16 protein-coding genes are annotated in these 17,885 nt (G+C 57.3%); 5 read left to right on the top strand and 11 right to left on the bottom strand.

Annotated elements, in window-relative coordinates:
* The 3 genes from hpaD to hpaH form a co-directional block, all read left to right on the top strand.
* The coding region (hpaD, locus tag ACOTTU_RS23955; protein ID WP_425661896.1) for a 3,4-dihydroxyphenylacetate 2,3-dioxygenase at nt 1-977 on the top strand (977 nt) is incomplete at its 5' end.
* Nucleotides 978-1,031: 54 nt separating this feature from the next.
* Complete coding sequence (locus tag ACOTTU_RS23950; protein WP_425661894.1) at nt 1,032-1,886, top strand: fumarylacetoacetate hydrolase family protein; 855 nt, start codon at nt 1,032-1,034, stop codon at nt 1,884-1,886.
* A complete protein-coding gene (gene hpaH / locus ACOTTU_RS23945; protein ID WP_425661892.1) occupies nt 1,883-2,683 on the top strand; it encodes a 2-oxo-hept-4-ene-1,7-dioate hydratase in 801 nt (266 codons plus the stop codon). The genes ACOTTU_RS23950 and hpaH overlap by 4 nt, the downstream gene beginning before the upstream one ends.
* Nucleotides 2,684-2,890: 207 nt before the next feature.
* Here the strand turns inward: hpaH and ACOTTU_RS23940 are convergent, their stop codons facing one another.
* Complete coding sequence (locus tag ACOTTU_RS23940) at nt 2,891-4,081, bottom strand: LLM class flavin-dependent oxidoreductase (protein WP_425661890.1); 1,191 nt, start codon at nt 4,079-4,081, stop codon at nt 2,891-2,893.
* Between the two features lie 229 nt (nt 4,082-4,310).
* On the opposite strand from ACOTTU_RS23940, the gene ACOTTU_RS23935 reads away from it, so the two are divergent.
* Entirely contained in the window at nt 4,311-5,561 is a 1,251-nt protein-coding gene (locus tag ACOTTU_RS23935) for an Hsp70 family protein (protein ID WP_425661888.1), read from the top strand.
* A gap of 51 nt (nt 5,562-5,612) precedes the next feature.
* Here the strand turns inward: ACOTTU_RS23935 and ppk2 are convergent, their stop codons facing one another.
* The 10 genes from ppk2 to ACOTTU_RS23885 all read right to left on the bottom strand — a co-directional run bounded on the left by ppk2 (nt 5,613) and on the right by ACOTTU_RS23885 (nt 16,182).
* Nucleotides 5,613-6,404, bottom strand: coding sequence for a polyphosphate kinase 2 (gene ppk2 / locus ACOTTU_RS23930; RefSeq protein ID WP_425661886.1), 792 nt, complete (start codon nt 6,402-6,404; stop codon nt 5,613-5,615).
* A 51-nt stretch (nt 6,405-6,455) separates the two neighbouring features.
* Complete coding sequence (locus ACOTTU_RS23925) at nt 6,456-8,339, bottom strand: SLC13 family permease (protein ID WP_425661884.1); 1,884 nt, start codon at nt 8,337-8,339, stop codon at nt 6,456-6,458.
* Nucleotides 8,340-8,596: 257 nt separating this feature from the next.
* Complete coding sequence (pepT, locus tag ACOTTU_RS23920; RefSeq protein ID WP_425661882.1) at nt 8,597-9,838, bottom strand: peptidase T; 1,242 nt, start codon at nt 9,836-9,838, stop codon at nt 8,597-8,599.
* 256 nt (nt 9,839-10,094) lie between these two features.
* Complete coding sequence (locus ACOTTU_RS23915) at nt 10,095-11,357, bottom strand: ABC transporter substrate-binding protein (RefSeq protein ID WP_425661880.1); 1,263 nt, start codon at nt 11,355-11,357, stop codon at nt 10,095-10,097.
* A complete protein-coding gene (locus ACOTTU_RS23910) occupies nt 11,354-12,331 on the bottom strand; it encodes a branched-chain amino acid ABC transporter permease (RefSeq protein ID WP_425661878.1) in 978 nt (325 codons plus the stop codon). The genes ACOTTU_RS23915 and ACOTTU_RS23910 overlap by 4 nt, the downstream gene beginning before the upstream one ends.
* A complete protein-coding gene (locus ACOTTU_RS23905; protein ID WP_425661876.1) occupies nt 12,328-13,242 on the bottom strand; it encodes a branched-chain amino acid ABC transporter permease in 915 nt (304 codons plus the stop codon). The genes ACOTTU_RS23910 and ACOTTU_RS23905 overlap by 4 nt, the downstream gene beginning before the upstream one ends.
* Complete coding sequence (locus tag ACOTTU_RS23900; protein ID WP_425661874.1) at nt 13,239-13,967, bottom strand: ABC transporter ATP-binding protein; 729 nt, start codon at nt 13,965-13,967, stop codon at nt 13,239-13,241. The genes ACOTTU_RS23905 and ACOTTU_RS23900 overlap by 4 nt, the downstream gene beginning before the upstream one ends.
* Entirely contained in the window at nt 13,960-14,733 is a 774-nt protein-coding gene (locus ACOTTU_RS23895; protein WP_425661872.1) for an ABC transporter ATP-binding protein, read from the bottom strand. Before ACOTTU_RS23895 ends, ACOTTU_RS23900 begins: the two co-directional genes overlap by 8 nt.
* Nucleotides 14,726-15,805, bottom strand: a complete 1,080-nt coding sequence (locus ACOTTU_RS23890) for an aldo/keto reductase (RefSeq protein WP_425661870.1) — start codon at nt 15,803-15,805, stop codon at nt 14,726-14,728. Before ACOTTU_RS23890 ends, ACOTTU_RS23895 begins: the two co-directional genes overlap by 8 nt.
* A complete protein-coding gene (locus tag ACOTTU_RS23885; RefSeq protein ID WP_425661868.1) occupies nt 15,802-16,182 on the bottom strand; it encodes a TIGR04076 family protein in 381 nt (126 codons plus the stop codon). Before ACOTTU_RS23885 ends, ACOTTU_RS23890 begins: the two co-directional genes overlap by 4 nt.
* A gap of 194 nt (nt 16,183-16,376) precedes the next feature.
* Between ACOTTU_RS23885 and ACOTTU_RS23880 the strand changes: the two genes are divergently transcribed.
* Complete coding sequence (locus tag ACOTTU_RS23880; protein WP_425661866.1) at nt 16,377-17,849, top strand: aldo/keto reductase; 1,473 nt, start codon at nt 16,377-16,379, stop codon at nt 17,847-17,849.
* The last annotated feature ends 36 nt before the right edge of the window (nt 17,850-17,885 follow it).

Below are 17,885 nucleotides of genomic sequence, written 5' to 3'. Positions count from 1 at the left end.
TACCAGCCCCCAACCTCTACCCAGACTTCAACACCATCCGCCTCTCACACCTGTGCCTGAACGTCACCAACCTCACCGCATCAAAAAACTTCTACTGCAATACTCTCGGTCTACAATGCACGGGGGAAAGCGACAGCCATATCTATCTGCGGGCCATGGAAGAGCGCGGCCATCACAGCGTGATTCTGCAGAAATCGGACGCTCCCGGAACCGTCGACGTCATGGGCTTCAAGACATTCGACGAAAACGACCTCACAAACGCGGAACGCTACTTCAAAGCGCTTGGGCACCCGACCTCTTGGGTAGAGCGCCCCTATCAGGGCCGCACCTTGCTGACCTGCGACAACATTGGCATTCCGCTGGAATTTTATCACAAGATGGACCGCCTAGAGCCAATTCATCAGAAATATGCGCTTTACCGCGGCGTCAAACCGTTACGGATCGACCATTTCAATTGTTTCTCGCCCGATGTTGATGCCTCCGTGGCCTTCTACAGCGACATCGGCTTCCGGGTCACTGAATACACCGAAGATGAGGAAAGCAAAAAGCTTTGGGCGGCCTGGATGCATCGCAAGGGCGGGGTTCATGATATGGCCTTCACCAATGGAACGGGCCCGCGTCTGCATCACGTGGCTTTCTGGGTGCCGACACCGCTCAATATCATTGACCTGCTCGATCTGATGGCGACAACAGGCTACGTTGACCACATTGAACGAGGCCCCGGACGGCATGGTATTTCCAACGCATTTTTCCTCTATGTTCTTGATCCCGATGGTCATCGGATCGAGATTTATTGCTCTGACTACCAGACCGTCGACCCTGATCTGGAACCGATCAAATGGGATCTCAAAGATCCGCAACGCCAAACCCTGTGGGGGGCTGCCGCGCCCAAAAGCTGGTTTGAGCACGGCACACCATTCACGGGCGTTGACACCCGCAAAAGCAACCTGAAGGCCACGCCAATCATCGCGCCGTGAAAGCCGCGGGAAATTCGACAAAGAACGGACCTGCGCCAGAAAGGGAGCCTGACCATGCGTATTGCAACTTATTCGGCTGAAGGGCGGATACACTACGGTGCTGTCGCTGATGGCGGCATGATCGCGCTCAGCCCTGAGTTTCCGCAATGGCCAACGCTTTGGGATGCCGTGCGGGCGGGCGGGTTCAGTGAACTGATAGCAAGCGTTGCCGGCAAAGCCGTAAGCCATACCGATTTTCAATATGAAATGGTCATGCCAAATGCGCCCCGAATCCTTTGTGTCGGTGTCAATTTTCCGGACCGGAATGCCGAATACAAGGATGGCAGCGCGCAACCGAAGTACATGTCTCTTTTCCCCCGATTTGCCAGCGGATTCACGGGTCACGAGCAGCCCCTGATCCGCCCGCCTGAAAACCACACGCTGGATTACGAAGGCGAGGTTGCGATCGTGATCGGAAAGGAGGGGCGACGGATTGCCCAAGACGACGCTTACGACCACATCGCGGCGCTTACGCTATGCAACGAAGGGACGATCCGTGACTGGGTCAGGCACGCGAAGTTCAACGTGACGCAAGGCAAGAACTGGGATCGTTCAGGGTCCCTGGGGCCCTGGTTGGTTCCTTTCGAGACGGCCAGCCAATTGGATGACGCCCGCATCATTACCCGTGTGAACGGCGAGCTGCGTCAGGATGATGTACTCAGCCGCATGGTTTTTTCAGTGCGGCGCGAGATCGAATACATATCCACCTTCATGACGCTGCAACCCGGCGACATCATCATCACGGGAACACCCACAGGGGCAGGGGCACGGTTTGATCCGCCGCGGTATCTGGTGCCGGGCGATGTCGTTGAGATCGAGGTGGAAGGCATCGGTATTCTGCGCAATGGCGTGGCGGATGAAATTCTATGACACCCCAGGATCACGCGCGTGCCGCCGCCGACCTGCTGGACGCGGAGAAGAACGGCAACCAAATCGGCCTGCTGAGCCTGCGCCATCCGGAAATGGGTATGGATGACGCCTACGCGGTGCAGAATGCCATCTATCGTGCCAAGCTGAATGCCGGGCGCAAGGTTATTGGTTGGAAGATCGGCCTGACGTCAAAAGCGATGCAATATGCCCTGGGTATCAACATTCCCGACAGCGGTATCCTTTTTGACGACATGGTGTTCGAACATGGTCAGACGATCCCGGCTGGCAGATTCATTCAGCCGCGTATCGAAGCGGAAATCGCCTTTGTGATGAAATCCGACCTTGGCGGGGAAGGGATTTCGCGGGCAGATGTCCTGGCGGCGACCGACTACGTTACACCCTCAATCGAAATCCTCGACACCCGCATTCAACGCAGCGACCCGCAGACGGGAAAGCCCCGGACCGTTTATGACACGATCAGTGATAACGCCGCCAATGCGGGGGTCATTCTCGGTTCCCGGCGTCACGCTGTAGAGGCGTTCGATCTGCGTTGGGTGGGGGCACTCACCTATCGTAACGGCGAAATTGAGGAAACTGGTCTGGGTGCCGGTGTTTTGAATGACCCGGTCGAAAGCGTGCTTTGGCTGGCGCGACGGATGGCGCAATATGGACAGAAGATCGAACCGGGTCAGGTGATATTGTCGGGCAGTTTCATCAGACCTGTCGAATGCCCGCCACATACCGAAATTCATGCAGATTTCGGCAGCTTTGGTGACGTGCGTATCTCGTTTGCCTGATGGGCCATCCGGCAGCGTGCAGCGTCTGCCCGCAGCGCGAGCAGATGCAAACCTGCGGTGTTTTGCTCGCGGTTGGCGTGGCGGCAGAGGATCGATGACCATCGCAAAACCGGAAGGATGGGCAGGAAGGACAAACCCGTCACGAACACTCAGGCCAAATGCCCGAAGCACGATGGGAGCGGCGCGCGCTGAAGCGCGCACCCCAGATTATTCAGCCGGTTCACCAACCTTGCTGCCGCGGCTTTCTTTTTCCGCTGCGTAGTTGGTTTGTGCCGTCTCCACGGCCTTGGCGTGGATTTCGGCAAGTTCGGGCCGCATTTTCTGCGCTCTCATGGCCGCGTTCATGGTTGACATATGTTGTCCCTGAAAATGCGGGAAAACCTCACGTGCGATCAACTCGTAACTGCGCCGGGTTGCGTCAAAATTCGCCCAGTTATGCGCAAGCATCAGATAGGCACCAAAACCGCCGTTTGACTGCTTCCAGAGACGGTCAATCTGTGCCCGGCACATCTCGGGCGTCCCAATCGCACCAAAACCGCTGTCGTTGATGAAGTCGATCATCTCCTTGGCGTTCTGACCTGGCATCGACATTTGCGGGAAGGCGGCGATCTCCTGGAAGTAGTTGAACCAGTGTTCGATACCGTATTCCACATCCCGTCTGGCCTGTTCGGCGGTCTCAGCGATGTGACAAAGGCCCACCAACCGCCATTTCGAGCGATCCGGTGTGTGGCCGTAGTGTTTTGCCTCTTCTTCGATCACATCCCAATGCAGGGCCAATGCGTCAAACCCCGCAGCCGTTGTGGCGCCAATGGAGATCATGCCGGTGCCATATTTGCCCGCCAGCTTCGGCCCGGTAGGGGAGGCTACGGCGGCAGTGACGAGATCGAAATTCGAATAAGGCCGCAGATGCAAACGGGCATCTTTGAGGGTCCAGCGGTCGTTTTCGAAATTTACCGGCTCATCGGATCGCAGCAGGCGTGTGATGATATCAATGCCATCGGCCAGAAGGCCGCGGGTGTCTTTTTGGGACAAGCCGATCATCGCCGCATCGGTGGGCAAGGATCCTGGACCAAGACCGAGCATCGCACGGCCTCGGGTCAGATGATCAAGCTGAACGATTTTTTCCGCTACCCAAAGTGGGTTGTGATAGCTGACGGAAACGACGCCTGTGCCGAGTTTGATATGCCTTGTGCGCGGTGCTGCCGTGGCAATCATGAGTTCGGGGCTGGCCGATATTTCGGAGCCGGCGGAATGGTGTTCGCCAAACCAGACTTCGTCATAATCACACCTGTCCAGCCATTCGACCAGTTCAAGATCTTGTTCAAGCGCAAGTGTCGGATTGATGCCCGGCTTGTGAAACGGCGCAAGGAATATGCCAAAACGCATACGGTCAGTCATAATGTCTCCTCCCATAATGTCCCTGCGTGATGCAGGTGACGTGTCAAAGGTTAGACCGGCAAAATGTCCGGGGCCAAATGAATTTTTGTGGACCTCAGCGTTGCCAATGCATTCCGCGCAAGTTGCCAGCCGAGATGAGGTGCCCGTCAAACCGCATCATCCGCTTGACGCATCCGCATTCGATCCATAAACCGCTGCTCTTTGTTTCAATCCGGGAGAGGGCGCGCGCATGGGCACAGATGGCCACGTGTTGGGGATCGATTTTGGCACATCGAATACTGCCGCCGGGTTTTTGCACAATGGCACACCGCGTCTGATTGCATTGGCAGATGGCAAGACCACGATACCGACGACTTTCTTTTTCGATTTCGAAACCCGGCAAACTCTGATCGGGGAACCTGCTAACCAAGCTTTGCTGGATGGTGCCGATGGCCGGTTTATGCGGGCGCTAAAACGTGTGTTGGGCACCGCGTTGATGCATGAAAAACGCCAGATTCTGAATGAGCGGGTTACCTTTGTCGATGTGATCGCGCGGTTTTTGAAGCACGTCAAAACCCGGGCCGAGCATGAGACGGGGCTGACATTCGACCGCGCACTCTCTGGGCGCCCCGTGGTTTTTCATGGTCAGAACGATCCGCGCGAAAACCGGGCCGAAGCGGATCTGCGCGCCTGCTATCTGGCCGCAGGTTTCAGGGGTGTGGAATTCCTGCCTGAGCCCGAAGCCGCAGCCATTGCCAGCGGTGCATTGGCGCACGGGTCAACCTGCGGGCTGATTGTTGATATCGGTGGTGGCACCTCAGATTTTTCGGTTTTTCGATCGGAGCGGGGCGCCGTGTCCATACTGGCCAACCATGGAGTGCGCATTGGCGGTACGGATTTTGACCGGGCGATCAGCATTGATCGTGTGATGCCGCTTTTGGGTAAGGGCACGCAATTACGCAAAGTCATTGGTCCGGGTCTGTCCCCGGTGCCGAATGCAATTTTCAATGATCTTGCGACCTGGGAAAAAATTCCCTTTCTCTACACGGGGCAGGATCGGCGTGCAGCGGGTGAAATGCAGCGACTGGCAGAGGAGCCTGAAAAGCTGCAACGGCTTGTCTCCGTGCTGCGTGATGAGCTTGGGCATGACCTTGCCTTCGCGGTTGAAAAGGGAAAGATCGCGGTCAATTCACAGGGGCAGCAGTCTCATATTGCGCTGGGTGTGATCGAGCGGGGCCTTGCTGTTCCATTGCAGGCTGACGAACTGGACCAAATACTTGCACCACATGCGCACCAGCTGCGTGATGGTGCCCGGGAGACCGCGCGTTTGGCTGGATTGGCACCGGATCAGATTGAGCAGGTAATTTATGTGGGAGGCTCCAGCATGATGTCCATGGTCGCCCAAAGCATGAAGATGCTCTTCCCGGACGCACGGCACGCATTCAGCGAAGTCTTTACCGCAGTGGCCGATGGCTTGGCGCTGGCCTCCGCGCAAAGATGACAGCAGGAGGCGCGAGCGCAATGGCGGGCTAAAGCAGTTTTCGAAAATGCTCTAGATCAGCTCCGCATGAACCTCCGGCACGAAGGTTTGATCGCCCATCGGGGGTCTCACATATCCGCGTTGCGCGGGGCGTTCTTCGAGCTCAACCGGGGGCCGTTCGATCTCCTCGTAGGGTATCAGGCTCAACAGGTGGTTGATGCAGTTGAGACGCGCGTGTTTCTTGACGTCGGAATTCACCACGAACCACGGGGCCTGTTTGATGTCCGTATGCGCGAACATATCGTCTTTCGCCTTTGAATAATCGACCCAGCGTTTTCGGCTTTCCAAATCCATCGGACTGAGCTTCCACTGTTTTGTCGGATCTGTCAGGCGTTTTTGGAACCGCCGCTCCTGTTCTTCATCGCTGACCGAAAACCAGTATTTGATGAGCTGAATGCCCGAGCGCACCAACATGCGTTCAAATTCGGGGCAGCTACGCATGAACTCCTTGTATTCCTCGTCTGTACAAAACCCCATCACGCGTTCGACGCCGCCGCGATTATACCATGACCGGTCAAAAATGATGATCTCTCCAGCCGCAGGGAGATGGGTCACATAGCGTTGAAAATACCATTGCGACTTTTCCCGCTCCGTGGGCGCTGGCAGCGCCACAACCTGACAGATGCGGGGGTTCATAGCCTCGGTGATGCGCTTGATCGTGCCGCCCTTGCCTGCCGCGTCCCGACCTTCAAAGATGATCGCCACGCGGTGACCGGTATGCTTGACCCATTCCTGCAATTTGACCAGTTCGATCTGCAATCGGGCGAGTTCCGCCTCGTATTTGGCATTTGAAATCTTCTTCATGGAAGCCTCCCGGTGTTTGAGTGGTCGTGGGCTGCGTCAGAACTGATGAGCCTAGAACACGATGTTCAGCATCAAAAGTGAGACCACAAGAAAGAGGACCGTCATGATGCCGCCGCTTTTGACGAAATCAATGACCTTGTATCCGGCCGGTCCCATGATCAGCGCATTCACCTGATGTGTCGGAATAATGAAGGAATTCGAGGTCGAAATTGCTACAGTCATGGCAAAAAGCGCCGGGTTGGCGCCTGCCGCAACGGCGATGGAAACGGCAAGGGGCACCAGCAAGACAGTGGCACCGACATTTGACATGACCAGCGAGAAAACGGTCGCAAGCACGGCCACACCGGCCTGTAGCGACCATATCGGCCAGCCATCGAGAATGATCAGGATTTGTTGGGCGATCCATTCGGCGGTGCCGGTGTTCTGGACCGCCTGTCCCAGCGGTATCAGGCTGGCGAGCAGGAAAACGGTATTCCATCCCACAGCGCGATAGGCCTCGTCAATGCTAAGCACCCTCGACAGCAGCATACCGACCGCACCGGTCAGCAGACAAAGCGACAAGCGAACATCCGAGAACAGAATGAGCGACAGCGAAACCGCAAAGAAAAACAATGCCCAGCCGACTTTATGCGGTCTGAGTTCTTCTTGCGGGAAATCGGCGGTGACAACGATGAAATCGCGATCGCGCTTGATCCTTGTCAAATTGTCCCAGCGCGTGTGCGCAACCAGCATGTCGCCGGCCTGAAAGGGCACAAGACCAATCTGGGTGGGTTCATGATCCGCCGTTTTCACATGGCTCAGCGTGTCTTCGCCGCGGTGGATCGCCATCAGGCTCAGCCCATAGGTTTTACGCAACAACAGATCGCGCGGGCTTTTCCCGACCAGTTTGGAATCCGGCGGGATGACCAATTCGGCGACACCCGCATTGGTTTGAGCAAATTCTTCAACAAAGACATCAAGTTCCGGGCGGATCTTCAACTTGAAACGCGCCGCAAATTCCGCTACGGCGGGTCGGCTTCCGATAATTGCCAGACGGCAGGGAGCGGCGATTTCAGCGGTCAATATCTGGATCATTGAGGCTTTGCCGCGGTAGAAGGTCGAGATGATGTAGATGTTGTTTTCGTTGTTGATATCGGCAAGAATTTGACCGACGAGAGGGCTGTCAGCGGGCACGTCAACTTCGAACACATCCGCATGTAATCCGTAGACCCGTTCAAGGTACTCGGAGGTTCCGTGACCCGAGGCGACCTCAACCGGCGTGGCGGAACCCGGCAAAACCCAGCGCCCCAGAAGCAGGAAATAGACGATTCCGGTGGCGATCAGCGCCGCCCCGATTGGGGTAACGGAAAAGAGGCTGAAAGGCGCCATCTTCAGATCATCCGGCAAGTTTTCATTGGCGGTCAGGATCAGATCATTCAGCAGAATAAGGGGAGAGGACCCCACCATCGTCATTGTGCCGCCCAGGATGGCGCAAAAGCCCATGGGCATCAGCAGGCGGCTGAGCGCAATGCCTGAACGCACCGATATGCGGCTGACGACTGGCAGGAACAAAGCCGCCGCACCGACATTTTGCAAGAAGCTGGAAATGATCCCCACTGTACCGGAGACAATCGGCAAGACCCGTGTTTCGGAGGTTCCCCCATGTTTGAGAATGGCCGCCGCTACCTTATTCATGATACCGGTGCGGTCGAGGCCCGCCCCAACGATCATCACCGCAATGATCGAGATCACCGCGTTGGAGGCAAAGCCGTCGAAGAGATGGTTGACGTCCGCCAGCCTTTCCAGCCCCGGCACGTAGCTCAGGATGCCGACGATGACGAGGACAAGCAGTGCCGCCAGATCAATGCGGATCAACTCGGAGACAAAGAGAAAAACCGTGAAAGCGAGCAGGCCGATCACGACAGCCATCTCTACTGTGAACGCAAGTTGCTCCATGTTGTCCCCCCTGCTTGTTTTCGGGAAACCTTTCCGGCGAAACAAGCACAGCGCAGCCCTTTCGGCCGCATTAACGATCAGTGTGGACCAATTTCCGGCGTCCTGTCATTTGTTTTTTTTCATGGGCTTGCGTCAGGTCGGGGTCAGTTGCCGCCCATTCTTTCGACAACCGCATTGTCTTGCGCGCGCAGTCGGGCGCGTCGTATCGGGCGTTTGGACTGAAACGATACCTCAATTCATCGCCAACGCATGGGTTCTCAGGTGCGTTTGGCCGCCAGTTGCGCAAGGGTCAGGCAAAGGTTGGTCGCCGTGGCCATATCCTGAACGGAAATCCATTCCAATGGTCCGTGAATACACTGCATGCCGGTGAAGATATTGGGCGTTGGTACGCCCATTTCGGTCAGGCGTGAGCCGTCGGTGCCGCCGCGAATAGGCACGGAAACGGGCTCAATACCCAAACTGCGGCTGGCGTCACGCGCCAGATCGACAGGTGTCATATCGTTTTCCAGCCAGTAGCGCATGTTGCGGTATTGCGGCGTGATTTCACAGGAAATGCTCGCCCGGGGTTCGCTTGCCTGAACGGCTGCGCAAACCTGACGCAGCAACGCTCCTTTGGCTTCCAGGCCGTCCAGTTCGAAATCGCGCAGGATGAATTTGAGCGTCATTTCAGACGACCCGCCCTCCATGTCCGTGGCATGAATGAAGCCTTCCCGCGCGTCGGTGACTTCAGGTGTCATTGTTGCCTGCGGCAGGGTCTGGATGATTTTGGCCGCAAGATGAATGGCATTGACCATCTTCTCCTTGGCAAGACCGGGATGTATCGAGACCCCTTCGACGGTGACAACTGCGCGATCCGCAGAGAAGCTCTCATACTCAATTTCCCCGACTTCACCGCCATCCAGCGTATAGGCAAAATCAACGGCCAGATCTTTCGCCAGTTGCGGGTCGACACCCCGACCGATCTCTTCATCTGGTGTGAATGCGATGCGGATCGGCCCGCGCGGCACATCGGGATTGTCCAGCAGGTGATGGGCGAGCGTCATCAGGATAGCAACGCCGGCCTTGTCATCCGCGCCCAGCAGGGTTGTGCCAGATGCCGTGATCAGATCATGCCCTCGCTTTTCAGCCAGATAGGGGTGCTCCTCAGGCGATAGAACCAACGCCGGGTCGTCGGGAAACGTAATGTCACCGCCATTATATCCTTTGATCACGCGAGGTTTGACACCGGTTGCGTTGAATTGAGGGGCTGTGTCGACATGGGCAAGCAACCCGACCGTTGGTCCCTCAACCGTGCCCGGAATGGTCGCCAGCACAGCACCATAATCGGTTAGCTGGACATCCGCAGCACCCAGGGCGTTCAATTCTGTCTCCAGCAGACGCAACATGTCGAACTGGATTTCTGTGCTTGGCGTCGAGGTGGAATTCTCGTCGCTTTGGCTGTCGATTGCGGCGTAGCGCACAAGGCGATCTTCGAGTTCCTGATTGAACGGGCTTTGCATGGCTACCTCCAGTTGATTTTGGGAAAGAAAGGCGCAGAGAGGTGAAGTGTCAAGGGCAGCTGCAACCGCGACAAATCAAAGCCGTGTTATTGCTCAGACCAGCCATGCGGCCAGCGCTCGGGAAGCGACGCAAAACGGAGCGAAAGAACGTCTCAAATATTTGACGCCGCTCCTGAAGAGCGACGCCATCAATTCAATCGAGCTTGGGTCAGAATAGGGCCGCCATCTGCTAACAGCTACCGGCCCTGCGCGAGGTTTACTTGACCGACGCCATGAATGCATCCACCTCTTCCAGCGAGATATACTGGGTCTCTTCTGTGCCGGTTTCGGTAAAGCTCCACATCACAGCGGGTGCGGAAACGTCGCCGTTATCGTCAAACCGCACGTTCCCGGTCGCCCCTTGGTAAAACACGGTGCCGCCGCCAGCCAAAACCTCTTTCGCCTTGGAAAAACCAGCAGCGTCAGCGGTGATGGGTGTGCCATTCGGATCCGTGACTGAGGCGACTTTTGCTGCGATTTCCGTGCCTGTGGCGTCGGCGCCAGCCGCCTCCATGGCCAGCAATCCGATCATTGTCGCGTCAAAGCTGTTGGAGAGGCCGGGCCCGTTGGGTTCAGAGCCGAATTTGGCCGTATACTGGCTGACAAAAGCCGAGGCACTTTCACTGCGGGGGGAGGCGGTATCGGTCCCGATGGTATTGCCGAGGTACTGAAGGCCGACATTGTCGCGGAACTCATCTGATTTCAGCGCGTTGGCAACGATCATGTTCTGAGTGCCGCCCAGTGAAAGCCATTCGCGCACGACGGAAGTGCCCTCTTTCGGATAGATCGCCATGTAGAGAGCTTCGGGATTGCCTTTCAACGCTTCGGTGACCTCCGCGCGGTAGGAGGGTTGTGCATCGTTGATCGCAACTGATCCGGTGACGGAAATGCCCAGGGCTTCGAGGTCCTTGGCCACCAGTTTTCCGATGTCCTGACCCCAATCGTCATTCTTGTAGAGGATGGCCACGGATTTATACCCCTGATCGCGCGCCACCATAGCCCCTACCGCCGCCTGAACGCCACTTGTGGCAAAAGTCCGGTAGAAGAGACCCTTGGTCTTGCCTTCCTGCGACAGACCGGTGAAGGCCGTGGAAGATGAACAGCATGACATCTGCATGACCCCGGCGGGCACCGTGACAGAGGTCAGGATCGGCATCGAAACACCGCTGCTGACCGCTCCAAGCAACATCTGCACACCATCAAGATCGACCAGAGCTTTGGCGGCATCCACGCCAACTTTCGGGTCGACCTGGCTGTCACGCAGGACCATCTCGACCTTGCAGCCAGCGACACCGCCTGCTTCATTGGCCAGATCGACGGCATATTGCGCTGTTGCCGCAATGGGTTTGCCCCAGTCAACAGAGGTTGGCAGCACGGCACCGATCTTGGTGGTACAGTCCTGCGCCAGGGCCGCGCCGCCCATCATCATGCCGGTTGTCAGCCCGGCGACCACGCCACGCTTGAAACTCGTCTTTGTCATTCCCGTACTCCCTGTTGTTTTAGATGTTTGGCGCGACCCGATTGCGAGACCACCAGTTTTTCCTCAAAAAGCCCCTGAGGACGCCAGAGCAACATTCCGACGATCACCACGCCGATCAGGATGAACTGAAGCGACCCGGTATAGAGTTGTACCTCCAGTGGCGCAAACCGCGATAGCCCCCAGCCGCTCGCGGTCCAGGCGCCCCAGATCAGAAATGTCCCCATGACAGCTCCCTTGTTGTTGCCCGCGCCACCGACAATCAGCATTGCCCAGATCTGGAACGTCAGAATTGGCAGCACATCCTGTGGGCTGATGAAGGCATAAAATGTCGCATAGAGTCCACCCGCCAGCCCCATGATCACCGAGCCCGCGATGAAGGCAGCCAGTCGGATGCGTGCAGGGTTTTTACCAAGCGACATGGCAGCGGTCTCATCCTCACGGATCGCGCGCAGGAGCCGCCCGTAGGGTGAACGGATCAATCGTTCGAGAAAAATGTAGTTGGCGATCAGCAGCCCTAGTACGAAAATCAGGAACAGCAGGTTGTAGGTGAACCCATCCCCAAGAGCTTGCCGCAGCGGTCTCTCGAAGCCGCGCAAACCCTTGGCACCGCCAGCAAGGCCCTCGGCATTGCGCATCAGGTTCTCGAAGGCGACAGCGACCCCGAAGGTGGCGATGGCCAGATAGTCATGACGCAAGCGCAATGTCAGAATGCCCACTCCCCAGGCAAGCAGGCCGGCAATGGCCATGCCGCCCAACAGGGCGATCAGATAGGGCAGGGCAAAGCCTCCCAGATGATCGGCTTGCGGCGTGCCGCCGAGGATCAATGTGCCGTATCCGCCCGCCCCAAAAAACGCGACGACGCCGCCATTGAAAAGGCCGGTATTGCCCCATTGCAGGTTCAACCCGAGAACAGCAATCGACAGGATCGCGGCGACAGTTGCAAAAAAGACCAGATATGACAGCAGCCCGATCATAGCCGCTCCTCGCCAAAAAGCCCGGTCGGACGGACCATCAGCACGGCCAGGATGATGAGAAACGGCACGGAGGGGCTGTATCCTGACGGCAGAACGACCAGCGCCAGATTTGAAGCGATGCCTACCAGGAAGCCGCCAAGAACTGCGCCATAAACACTGCCAATGCCGCCAACAATCGTGGCTGCAAAAATCGGCAATACCAGATCGCGCCCCAGCACCGGATTGATCTGGTTGCTGAGCCCGTAAAATACCCCGGCGGCGGCTGCGAGCCCGCCTCCGATGATCCAGATCAACAGGATCATTCGGCTCAGATTAATGCCTGATACCTGTGCCAGCGTCGGGTTTTCGGCGACCGCGCGCAATGCATAACCAAATGTGGTGCGCGACAGGATGAGATGCAGAATGATCATGATGACTAGGGCGGCGACAAGCGAAAAGACCTGGTCCGGTTTGACCAGCAGCAGCGGATCGCGGCTGATGGCCATCGCAAAGACGATGTCCTTGGAATAAAGCTGCGATCCCAGACCGAATATCAGACCGAGGATGTTGCGGATGATCATGGCAACGCCAAAGGACGCAAAGACCATCGAGAGCTCTCCTCCCTTGGCGCGCACGCGGCGAAATATCAGGCGGTCGATCAGCACCGCAGAGGCACCCGTGATGGCCATGGATAGGATGATCGCGAGGGAAAGCGCCCAGGTCAGGCTCAGCGGGCCAATGGCACTGCCAAGTGCCGGATAGATGACTTCGAAAAGACCATCGAACACGAGCGCCGAATACGCACCAATCGACAAGAGTTCGGCGTGGCTGAAATTCGCGAACCGCAGCATGTGCATCGCCATGGTCAGCCCGATTGCCCCCAGAGAGAGGATCGAGCCGACCAGAACACCATCGACCAGATTCTGGATCATGCCGGTGCCATGCGTTTGCCGCCCAGATAGATTTGCCCAACGACCGGGTCGCTCAGCAGATCAGCGGCGGGGCCGTCGATCTGGTTGCGGCCATCCGCCAGAATGTAGCAATGATCAGCCAGACGGAGCGCCTGTTTGACATTTTGTTCGACCAGCAGAATTGTCACACCGCGTTGCGCCAGGGCGCGGGCGTGTTCGAGCACCTCTTCGGCGGCTTTGGGGGACAGGCCAGCGGAGGGTTCGTCCATCAGGATAAGGGAGGGGTCGATCGCGAGCGCCATGGCGATGGCCAGAAACTGACGCTGACCCCCGGAAAGCGATCCGGCCCTTTCGCGTTGTTTTTCAGCCAGCGGCGGAAATTGCTGAAACAACCTGTCGAGCCGCGCGGGGCCTTCCGAGCCAGCATTCCGCAACACCAGTTCAAGGTTTTGCCGGATGGTGAGGCTGCGGAAAATATTGTCCGTCTGGGGAATATAGGCAACGCCCGATGCGCTCATCTGATCGGGGCGCGGGTTGGTGATGTCCGCGCCATTCAGCGCCACTTGCCCGCCGGTCACGGGCACAAGCCCACTTACCGCCTTGATCAGCGTGGATTTCCCCGCACCATTGGGCCCGATAATCACGGTGATCCTGCCTTTTTGCGCGCTCAGCGACACGTCCCTGAGGACTGGCAAATCGGGAATGTAGCCTGCGACGATGCCGCTCACTTGAAGCGTTTCAGACATCTGCCTGCGCTCCGAGATAGGCATCAAGAAGGATTGGATTGACTTGGGCCTCTTGCGCTGTGCCTTGAAACACCACCTTGCCTTCGGCAAGTGCAATGACCGGATCGCAATGCTTCATCACGAAATCCATGTCGTGTTCGATGATCAGAAAGGTTTTGCCCCCATCGTTCAGTTCTTCGATTTTTTCGATAAGCACACGGGTCAACGACGGATTAACGCCTGCGGCTGGTTCATCCAGCAGGATCAATTGAGGATCGGCCATCAACACCCGGGCCAGTTCGAGCAGTTTTTTCTGCCCGCCCGAAATCTGCCCCGCTGCCTGATCCGCGAGCGCGTCGAGCGTGACGAATTTCAGCACCTCCATGGCCCGGGCATGAATCGCCTGCTCCTGGTTGCGCATTTCGCGCGACCGCAGGAAGGGGCCGGAGAGACGTTCACCAACCTGAGCCAAAGGTGCCAACATGACGTTTTCCAGAACGCTCATCCGGGAAAAGGGGCGGGGGATCTGAAATGTGCGTCCCAACCCAAATTCAAAAAGCCTATCCGGCGACATGCCGGTCACATCTTTTCCGCCGAAGCTGATGCTGCCGCTGCTGGGCGGTAGCATACCGGTTAGAACGTTGAAAAGCGTGGTTTTCCCGGCACCATTCGGGCCGATCAACCCAGTGATGCTGCCGCCCGAGATGTCGAGGGAAACGCCATCAACCGCGCGAAAGGTGCCAAAGTCCCGCGTTATATTACTGACGGACAGGATCGGCTCAACCATCAGCACCCAGAACCTTGTCGTCAGGTTTGGTGTTGAGATTGTATTTCATGATGCGGCCATGGCGGCTGGTGCGGTCGCGTTCCAGAGAATAAACATCGCCATTTGGGCCATCCGCCCTCTTGAGCACGTCGTCTAGCTCCCGGTGGTCGTCCTCGTTCAGAACCAACTCAAAGACCTGTAGGGTTTGTGGCAAATGCCGCGCATAGCGTGCCCCGACAATACTGGCCGCGACCTGGTGCTGGTCCAGCACCCACCGGGTCGCGACAGCGCTCAAGGAGACATTGAGTCGGTCGCCCACGGTTTTCAGCGCCCGCAACAGCTGCTGAAACCGGTTCCAAGGCCCAAATTCGTCGATGATCAGCCGGTATTTCACCAAGGATCGGTTGGCGAACTCAAAGCCGGGATCGGGTTTGCCCAGCCAATGTTCGGTCAGGAAGCCGCCCGCGAGCGTCCCGTAACAGAGCAACTGAACCTCATGTGCCGCAGCCCAGTCGGTCAGGCCATTTGCGGGCCGTCGGTCAAGCAGGGAATATTGCACCTGTGCGGCGGCGATATCAAATCCGGCATCCAGAAAAGGCTGTATTTGCTGGCGGTCCCAGTTGTTGATGCCGAGATTGCGAATTTTACCCTTGCGCTGAAGGTCTTTGAGAATGTTCAAACCGGCAAGAGGATCTCCACGGTCAAGGTCCCACCAGTAGAATTGGACAAGATCGAGCTCATCCACCTGCAACCGCTTAAGGGAGCGGTCAATGATGGCCTCGACCTCATTTGCGCGCAAATCATGCAGACGTTCCAGATCAGGGACCAGTTTGGTGTGCACACAGACGCGATTGGCCACCGATGCGCCGCGCCGCTGCCGCAGATCAGCAATAAAACTGCCAATCATTTCCTCGACGCCGACATAGATATCGGCGCAATCAAAAGTCGTGACGCCTGCGTCCACGAAGGCTTCCATATCCCGTATCGCGGCACTCCGGTCGACGGCGCCGTGATCGCCCGCAAGCTGCCAGCCACCCTTGATGACACGGGAGATGCGATGATCAGGGCGCAGTTCGATTGTCTCAACGGTCATGTGGCGTCTTTTTCCTGCCAATAGGGGATGCCTCGTTGCTCTGGCAGGCCGGTTGTCCCCGCATGGGTGAACCACCGCTTTTTACCCCGCGTGACACGAAACCTGCCGCCGCAATTAGGGTCGGGGCAGGCAATCTCCGCATCTGTGCTCATCCAATCGTGCGGGTCGGTCTCGCGCTGTTTGGCTGGTAAAAGCGGCAGCAGGCCCGCCAGCGCATACATTGATATCTCCGTTTGATCGTCAAAGATCAGCAGTTCTCCTTCGACACGAAAAGCCTCGCCCTCAACATGGCGGCAGACCGGCGTGCGCCCTCCGAGGACTGTCTCGACGTGCAAATCGTAAAGCCAGAATCCATCGGCTTCGTGGTCTCCCTGCATGGCCAACCCACCTAAGCCTTTCTCATATCAGGTCGATAAATCTTTTGTTTGTATATTGTTGCGGGGTTCCGTCGGCGGTGTCAATCGGTTCTGATCGGTGAATGGGGGGTAATCTGGTCTACCCGCAATGGACAGTGATCACCCGCTCGCCTAGACAGAATGTTCATGTCATGACCCAGGACGGACCGACCCAAATGCTAACCCCAGATCGATACTCACTGAGCAACAAACTGACAATCAGCCGGGCGCTGGTCGGGCTTTGGCAGGTGGCGGATATCGAGAAAGAGGGCAAGATCATTGATCCGGAAGAGGGGGCAACCCATCTGGCAGACTATGCTCAGGTAGGGTTCAACACATTCGACATGGCTGATCACTATGGCAGCGCGGAACGGATTGCCGGGGCATTACTGCAACGTCAAGGCTCCGCGACCGGGCACCCTGTGATTTGCACGAAATGGTGCCCCAAACCGGGGCCCATGACCGAAGAGGTCGTGCGCGCCGGGGTCATGGAACGATTGGAGCGTTTGGGATCGGACAAGGTGGACTTGTTGCAGTTTCATTGGTGGAGTTTCGAGCACCCGGCATGGCTCGACGCGCTGCACCAGATGGCAAAGCTGCGCGAAGAGGGGCTAATTGGCGAAATCGGCGTTACGAATTTTGATGCAGCGCATTTGCATCTGGCTTTGATGGACGGCGTCCCGCTGGTTAGCAATCAAGTGCCGTTTTCGCTGCTAGACCGACGCGCCGCCGGATCTTTGTCCGACCTTTGCGCAAAGTCTGATGTGCGCTTGTTATCCTATGGGACGCTGGCGGGCGGCTTTTTGTCGGAACGTTGGATTGATCAGCCCGAGCCTGCGGCGATTTCGGACTGGAGCAAGATGAAATACAAGCGCTTCATTGACACAGCCGGCGGCTGGGAAGTGCATCAGACCCTTCTGAGGGTCGCGGCAAAAATTGCCCGAAAGCACGGGGTATCCATATCCAATGTGGCCACGCGGTGGGTGCTGGAACATGCGGCTGTCGCAGGTGTCATTATCGGCGCGCGTCTGGGCGAAGACCAGCATCGCGATGATAACCTGAGGTTGTTCCAGTTCGCTCTGGACTCCGAGGATCACGTAGCACTTGATGCCGTGTTTGAGGAGACCACACCGTTGCCGGGTGATTGCGGGGACGAGTATCGAAAACCGCCCTTTTTGACCGCCTCCGGGGATTTGAGTCACCATCTGGACGAAATGCCAAAGGCGTTTGAGGTGCAGCCTGTGCCGGGACGCCCGGATGAGGCAAGGGTGCTGACGGGCAGCGAGTGGGAAGATATTGCGGGCTATTGCCGCGCCCGGCGGATTGGGGATCGCATTCTGGTTTCGGGCACCACGGCGACGGCGGGGCTTGACCGGTCGATCGCGCCCGGCGACGCAGAGGCCCAAACCACGTTCATTCTCGACAAGATCGCCGCCGCGCTCACGGCGCTGGGGGCATCCATGGATGATGTAATACGAACCCGCGTTTATCTGACCGATGCCGATGACGTCACCGCAGTTTCGCGCGCGCATGGGCGTGTTTTCGGGGAAATAAAACCCGCCAATACCCTATTGGAAATTGCCAGGCTGATCGGGGATTACAAAGTGGAAATCGAGGCGGAAGCCCTCATCAGAAGCAGATCATCCTGAGATTGATCCCACAAGGCCCGATGTTGATCTGCCCTG

The sequence above is a fragment of the Roseobacter sp. EG26 genome (genome assembly GCF_049830555.1).
GTDB lineage: Bacteria > Pseudomonadota > Alphaproteobacteria > Rhodobacterales > Rhodobacteraceae > Roseobacter.
Note: the sequence above shows the minus strand (reverse complement) of the source record. Positions and strands in the feature narration are given on the sequence as shown.